Source organism: Dyadobacter sp., from assembly GCF_051859145.1.
Taxonomy (GTDB): Bacteria; Bacteroidota; Bacteroidia; order Cytophagales; family Spirosomataceae; genus Dyadobacter.
The window spans coordinates 1-6540 of sequence record NZ_JBHYGF010000248.1 but is presented as its reverse complement, the minus strand read 5'-3'; the positions used below and the strand labels follow the sequence as shown (position 1 = coordinate 6540).

Here is a 6540-nt window from a genome sequence, read left to right as displayed (position 1 = left end):
TCCCTTTCACTTCACACTCAGCAAATAATCCATCAATTCGTAAAAATCCTTTTCTGGAATAATGCTTTTGAACTGGTCGGGCATTAGGGTGTACTTGGAGGCGCGGTATTCTTTTATTTCATTTTTCGCTACTACAAACTCCTTTCCCGTCATATCCGCAAACACCATTGTTTCGCCTTCTGTCCGCCGGTACAGGCCCGTGAGCGTCTGGTCGTTTTTCAATGTGATATTATAAGTACGAAATGCCTCGGTTATATTCCTGTTCGAGTCAAGAATCTTTTGGGTCAATGCTTTGTGCCCCCAGTTCCCGATCCCGTCAAGCTGCGGGCCCACCAATCCGCCCTGACCTAAAATCTGGTGACAGCCGCTGCAATTTTGTACAAAAACCGACTTACCTGCGTCAGTTAAACTGGTCGTAGGTTTGAAGTTTGCGATCCGGTTATTGATCAACTTCTGGCGTTCTTCACGCTCGTCTGCCCCTGCGGCCAGGTATTTTTCCATTTTGTGCCGCTGATTTGCATTTGCATTCATCTCAAACCGTTCCTTCACCGCAATTTCATTCCCGATTGCCGGGCTGACTTCCTCGTCTTTGAATGCATTCAAAAGATAATCTATCCCCTGCGAGGTGCTCGCCAGCACAGCCGCGATTGCGACTTGCAGGTTTTGCGCCCCGCTGGCAAGCTGCTTTTTCAACATTTCATAATTAGATGCAGAAGGAACCTGACCTATGGAAGCCGCCAACTTTTCCCGTAACACAGGAAGTTCCGTAGGATTTGTGAAAACCTCCGCCAGCACATTTACATTCGCCTTTGGATCAATGTTCATCAATGCATTTGCAGCGGCTGCGCGCACCGGATAATCAAGCCACTTTGCTTTCAATGATTTTTGTAATTGAGGTTCCAGTGCTTTAAGTCTAAATTTGCCCGCTATTTCCGCTGCGGCTACTCTTTGCTCAGAGATAACCTCCGGCGCTTTTGCGCTATTTTCCGGCGCGCCTGATTTTCCGTTCGGATTATTGTGCGAACTTTCGGATATACCTCCGAGAAACCGGCTCGCAAGGTCAGTACCCCAGACAACCATTTTCTCGCCGGGCTCCATCCCGCTCTGCTTCACACCCGCCTTAATGGTTTTGTATAAAGAAAGTTGTGTCTCAGGATTGTCCGCAAATTTTAGCTTGATCAAATCAATTGCTTTTTCAAGCTGGTAAGGAGTAACATACCGACCTATGTATTCGAGATTTTTGACCAGATCAGCCGAATTGAGCTCGTGTGTTAATGTATAATCCAGCACAAATGCAGCCTCCGCGCTTGAAGGCACATCCAGCATTGCTTTCGCCAAAAGCTCGGCCTGTTGGTCCGTCCATTTCATGCCCGGAATGCGCCAAACAACGTGATTATCTTTCAAATTGTTTCTTATCGCAAGTAGTGTAGTGTATTTTAAATGCGTATCCCCAGGGTCCGCTTTGGCATACAAATCCATTAAAGGGGAGAAATTTTCCTGGTTCCTGAATTTACCAAGAATTTCAGCCGCTACGCGACGTACATTCGGATCTTCATTTCTCAACGCATTTAAAGTTGATACCTGAAAACGTTCATTCAGGCCATTTCCTTCCAGTAAAATCCTGAATGCATGCAGCTTAACAGTTGAATAGTGATGGGTGAGCGCGTCCGACAGAATGGAGTAATCGAGCGCCCCAAGCCTGTGCAATGCCCACATCGCGTGCACCCGAGAAGCGGCGTTCTCATTTCCTGGAATAGACGCTTTCAAATTCCTTATAGCTTTCTGTCCGAATGTATCCACGATTCGATCCGCCACTTTCAATCTGGTATTCAGCTGCGGATGTTTCAGTCCTTCAATCAACTGATCCAGTGTTGCTTTTGACCAGTCGGTTACCGCCATATTTTCGTGTGGCAAGTCACCTTTGTAAGTAATTTTCCAGATCCGCCCACTCAGCCGGTCGCGGCCGGGATGATTTAATGCGACTTCGTAATGCCCGATAATGCGGTTATAAAAATCGGCAATGTACAACGCACCATCAGGCCCGAGCTTCACATCCACCGGCCTGAACCACGGATCTTTACTGACCAGCAGTGGATCTTCCTTTTTTGAAACAGGTGTAGAACCTTTGAATGTAATCGTATTCCGGTCAATGCGGCAGGTAACCACATCTCCGGTGTAAAAACGGTTTCGGTACTGCTCAGGGAACTGGGTGCCCGTGTAATAAACCAGACCAGCCAATGCAGTTGAACCCAGATCGTAATCCATCATAACCGGAGCAAACCCAAGCCCTGCCGGGGCTTTCTTTCCAAAATGCGGATAGTCCCCGCCGAAGATGAGTTGCGTAATCGGTTTTGTGTGACAATCCACCGAATACAAAAAGCCTTTTTCATCATACGCATAGCCAAACGGATTCACCCGCCCGAAGGTAGTTTGCTCCACGCGGCTACCGTCAAGCTTTACTCTGAATGTATTTCCGGAAGTCATTTTAATGGTATCTCCGTCCGTTCCGGCTACATGGGAAGTATTGGAAAAACCGTGACAAACGTGCAGCCAGCCGTCGTAGCCGCGCATCAGGTTGTTCACCATTCCATGCGTGTCTTTGTGCCCGAACGGACCAAGCAGCACTTTTTTGCTGTCTGCTCTTCCGTCATCGTTATCATCTTTAAAGTAATACAAATTGGGAAGGCTGTACGCGATCGCGCCGTCAGCCACGGGCATGATACCGATCGGAATGTTAAGGTTATCTTCGAAATGGGTGAAGGTATCCGCCTTTCCGTCTCCGTTTTTATCTTCCAGGATCATGATCCGATCCTTTCCATCGCCCTGCCCGGCAGCCACCGGGTATTCCGAAGATTGTGTTACCCAAAGCCGCCCGCGATCATCAAATTCCATATTGATCGGCTTGGTAATATCAGGCTCGGAGGCAAAAAAGGGTGATCTCAAATCCGGGCGGCAGAATAAAGCTCTTCCTTTCTTCTTCGGGCGTTTTGAATTCACTGGTTCTGATATGCTCAGCGTAAAGATCAGACGAAGGCTGGCCATTTAGCGAAATTTTGGAGCTTTGCCTGGACGCGCTTTTCGGCGCGCTGCAACTTTGCGCATAGAGGAAAAGTACCGCAAGTAGGATAACGGTAATGGAAAGCCGGGAGTGGTTGAGATGGTTATTCATTGCGGAGTTGATTTAGGGTTATTGCTCCACCCCCAACCCCCTGGAAGGGGGCTTTGTAGTTGAAGGCAAAGCCCCCCTTCCAGGGGGGTTGGGGGGTGGTTCACGGCTGATAAATGTAATTAGCTCTCCCCGCCGGCGCGGCGTCTCCATTGATCCAGAAATCCATGATCTCTCCCTGCTCCTGCATATTGTCGCTCCATTTGAATTCAAAATCAGGCTCGCCGGTGATGCTGAGCATTGACTTCGGTACTTTGATCTCCATTTTGTTTTGGTTGACAGAAAACTCAGCTTCACCCGTCTTTGTCCAGTTCCAGGCTGCGTCTGTTTTCTCAACAATTGCCTTTTTATCAGGATTAATGCGGTTTATCATGAAATCATAACCCTCCCAGCCTGTATTTTTATCTTTATCAACATTAATAAACAGCCGCATCCAGCCCGGATCCGTTTTCGGGGAAAGCGGCTGCGCAGTTTCTACATAGAAGTAGACAAATTCCGCGTCGCGGGCTACTTTGGAAAGCACAATGTCATTCCTACCTGTATTATTGGTATAAACCAGGCTCCCCCAACCCGGACTGTTCCGATGGATCGTACTGCCTTTATGCGCAGTAAATGCCGGAGTCACCTTTTCCCACTCCGTAAACTTCCCGTCGATCGCAATAGTAGTCGCAGCAGAAGCAGGTTCAGGCGCTGGGAACCCTTTAAACTTCCGGATATTGGCCGCCATTTGATAATAATAATTATCCCCGTGCCCGCCTTTCATGGGTTCAATATCGCGGCTGCCTTCCTGATCGAATTCGTCGGGAAATGCATTGGTCTGCTCCTGCCACACATCGTAGCGGCCCGCAATCCATTCATTCCAGCCGGTAATAAATACCAGCTCCGGATTGATTTCCAGCGCTCTGTCAAATTGCTCTTGGAAATTGAAACCATAATTAACCGCACCCGGCGTGGTAATATGCCCCTTCGAAGTGTAGCTCCTGCTGAAAGAACCGGTTGCATTCAATGCAGTCAGCCCGCGCGCCTTGGTCCAGTTTTGCGCCACACCTACCGTCGCCTGCTCGAAAGTTCCGTCTGCGTTTTTCTTATATCCATGCTGCGGGTAAATTTCCAGCCAGCCCCAGTGATCCTCCTTTTCGGGACCTTTGTTATAAACCGGCTGACCCGGCCGGAAAGTGAAAAAGTCACGCATTTCCTTTTCCAATGCAGGCTCGCCAGTTTTTCCTTTGATCGTTTCGGTAAATTCAGGAGAAGCCATAATGAACGGTTTCCCCTTCCACATAAACCACAGATCCTTGTATTTTCCTGGTTTGTAAAGGTCTGCGTAAATCTCCCGGATAATTTCTTTGCCCCCGTCGGTAACCCAGAAAGGCAGCACAAAGCTGATCTGCGGCGTTTTCACACCATCTTTCCGCGCTTTGGTAAATACCTCACAAAGCTTCATATAAGACTCTTTCCACGTCAGGTTTCCATTGGTACAATCAAAAATGATCATATCAACACCTGCATCGGCGAGCATTTCGGCATGTTTGCGCAGCAGCCACTCGTCGGTATCAATGTAATACCCAAATAGCGGCTCAGCCCAAAACCACGGACTTTTCCGTTTTGGCCAGATCGGGTCATTGTAATCGTGAATCGCCTTCGGGTTCCGCGAAAGGTATTCGGTTACATTCAATGCAGGATTGTTCTTCGCCTGCTGCGTATGCCAGGTCCAGTAAAACAGTCCCACAAACTTACCTTTCTTCAAATCACCAACTTCCCGATGAGAAGGAAGCCTACGGCCTACTGCATCAGTGGCAGTCACGAGCGGGCTGTAATTTTGCGCGGAAAGGTGCGTATAAAGGAACAGGAGGAGTATTGAGTAGGAAAATTTCATTGTGGATTGGGTTTAGGATTGTCACCCCCCAACCCCCTAGAAGGGGGAGTAAGGGGTAGCCTGATTAGAAATACCCCAAGATCGCATCACCAAAATAGCCCCCTCCCAGGGGGTTGGGGGTGAAGGTGGCAGGGGTTGGGGGTCGGGGCATCACTCACCAACAATAAAACTAAACCTCCCCCCAGGAGCAACATCGCCATTCACATACCAGTCGAGCGGGTTTCCATCTTCCTGCATGTTGTCCGACCATTTAAACTCCATGTTCAGCGGCGCTTTCAGGTTTGTTAAAAAGGATTTAGGAATTGTCACCATCATTTGATTGCCAGCTACCTGGTAGGTCACCTTCTTTACATCGTGCCAGTTACCGGCTTTGTATTGCTGCAAAGTGTTTCCCGACACAATCCGGTAATCGTAACCTTTCCAGCCGGTCGCTGCTTTCCGGTCGGTATCCAGGTAGAGCCGCATCCAATTGTCGCCGGAGTTGGGCGTGATTTCGGCAACGGTTTTTACGTAGAAATACAGGTTTCTACTATCCCGGGCCACTTTCATCTCGTCGAAATCATTCCGGCCGGTTTTGTTTACATAAGTTACCGCAGGCTCTGTCTGCGCACCCGGGTGGTTGCGCGCCTGGGTATCTCCTGTGTAGTCTTTATAGATTGTCGTGACATTTTCCCAATCATCAAAACCCTTCACCGAAACTTCCAACCCTAATGCAGGATTGGCCTCCACACCTTTGTACCTGCGAATATTGCCGACCAGCTGCATATAGTAATGATCTTTCAAGCCGGCAGTAAGTGAAGGTTCAATATCCCGGCTGTACTCCGGACTCGCCTGATCGCAAAACCAAGAATGCTCGGGATTTTTGTCGTGACTAGGGAACTTGCCCGCGATCCATTCATTCCAGCCTGTTACATATATAAAAGGTGTATTTTGTTTGATTGCAAAATCCCATTGCTCCTGGGTATTGTAACCATATGCGATGTCTTTCTTAGGATCGCCCATTGATCCATTCCGGTAGCTCCTGCCCCAGTTGTCTTTATTGCCATAAAAAGCAGAGCCGCCCATTCCGGCAGTCGGGTTAGGATGCTGCGCGACAGACACATTGATAATCTCGCCCTCGCCTTTCGTATTATAATGTACCTTCTGCGGCCTGGTAAAAGAAATCCACGGCCAGCCATTTGTCTTCTGCGCCTCCGTCGGCCACTGCGATTCGCGGAAAGTGAAAAATGATTTGTAGTTACTACCCTCCGCATCTTTGCTGATCCCGATAATCAGCGGCTTTCCGTCCAGCAGGTACCAGCATTCAGGATGCCGGTAAGGTGCGCCTTCTTTGTAAAACATATCGTAAGCTTCCTGCATCGTTTCGCCCGATTGTGTATTGGTATAAAAAACAATCTTAGGCGCTTTCCGCCCCTGTGCGCGCACCGCGTCCATTGCTTTCATCAATACATCAGCCTGTTTGGCATAAGTAAGCCGGTTAGTCGCATCAATCACCAAG

The 6540-nt window shown here is 48.7% G+C and carries 3 protein-coding genes; all 3 read right to left on the bottom strand.

Features of this window, described 5'->3' with window-relative positions; all coding sequences use genetic code 11:
* Window positions 1–6: 6 nt before the first annotated feature.
* Entirely contained in the window at window positions 7–3042 is a 3036-nt protein-coding gene (locus tag ACTIE6_RS14955) for a PVC-type heme-binding CxxCH protein (protein WP_439557403.1), read from the bottom strand.
* 227 nt (window positions 3043–3269) lie between these two features.
* The gene (locus ACTIE6_RS14950; RefSeq protein WP_439557402.1) at window positions 3270–5042 is read right to left on the bottom strand and encodes a hypothetical protein; all 1773 of its coding nucleotides are present in this window, start codon (window positions 5040–5042) and stop codon (window positions 3270–3272) included.
* Between the two features lie 150 nt (window positions 5043–5192).
* Window positions 5193–6540, bottom strand: a 1348-nt coding sequence (locus ACTIE6_RS14945; RefSeq protein WP_439557401.1) for a hypothetical protein, incomplete at its 5' end; no start/stop codon positions are given.

What these genes read in the sequence shown, in the direction of transcription:
- ACTIE6_RS14955 (WP_439557403.1), bottom strand. Translation starts at nt 3,042, where the DNA reads ATGGCCAGCCTTCGTCTGATCTTTACGCTGAGCATATCAGAACCAGTG.
- ACTIE6_RS14950 (WP_439557402.1), bottom strand. Translation starts at nt 5,042, where the DNA reads ATGAAATTTTCCTACTCAATACTCCTCCTGTTCCTTTATACGCACCTT.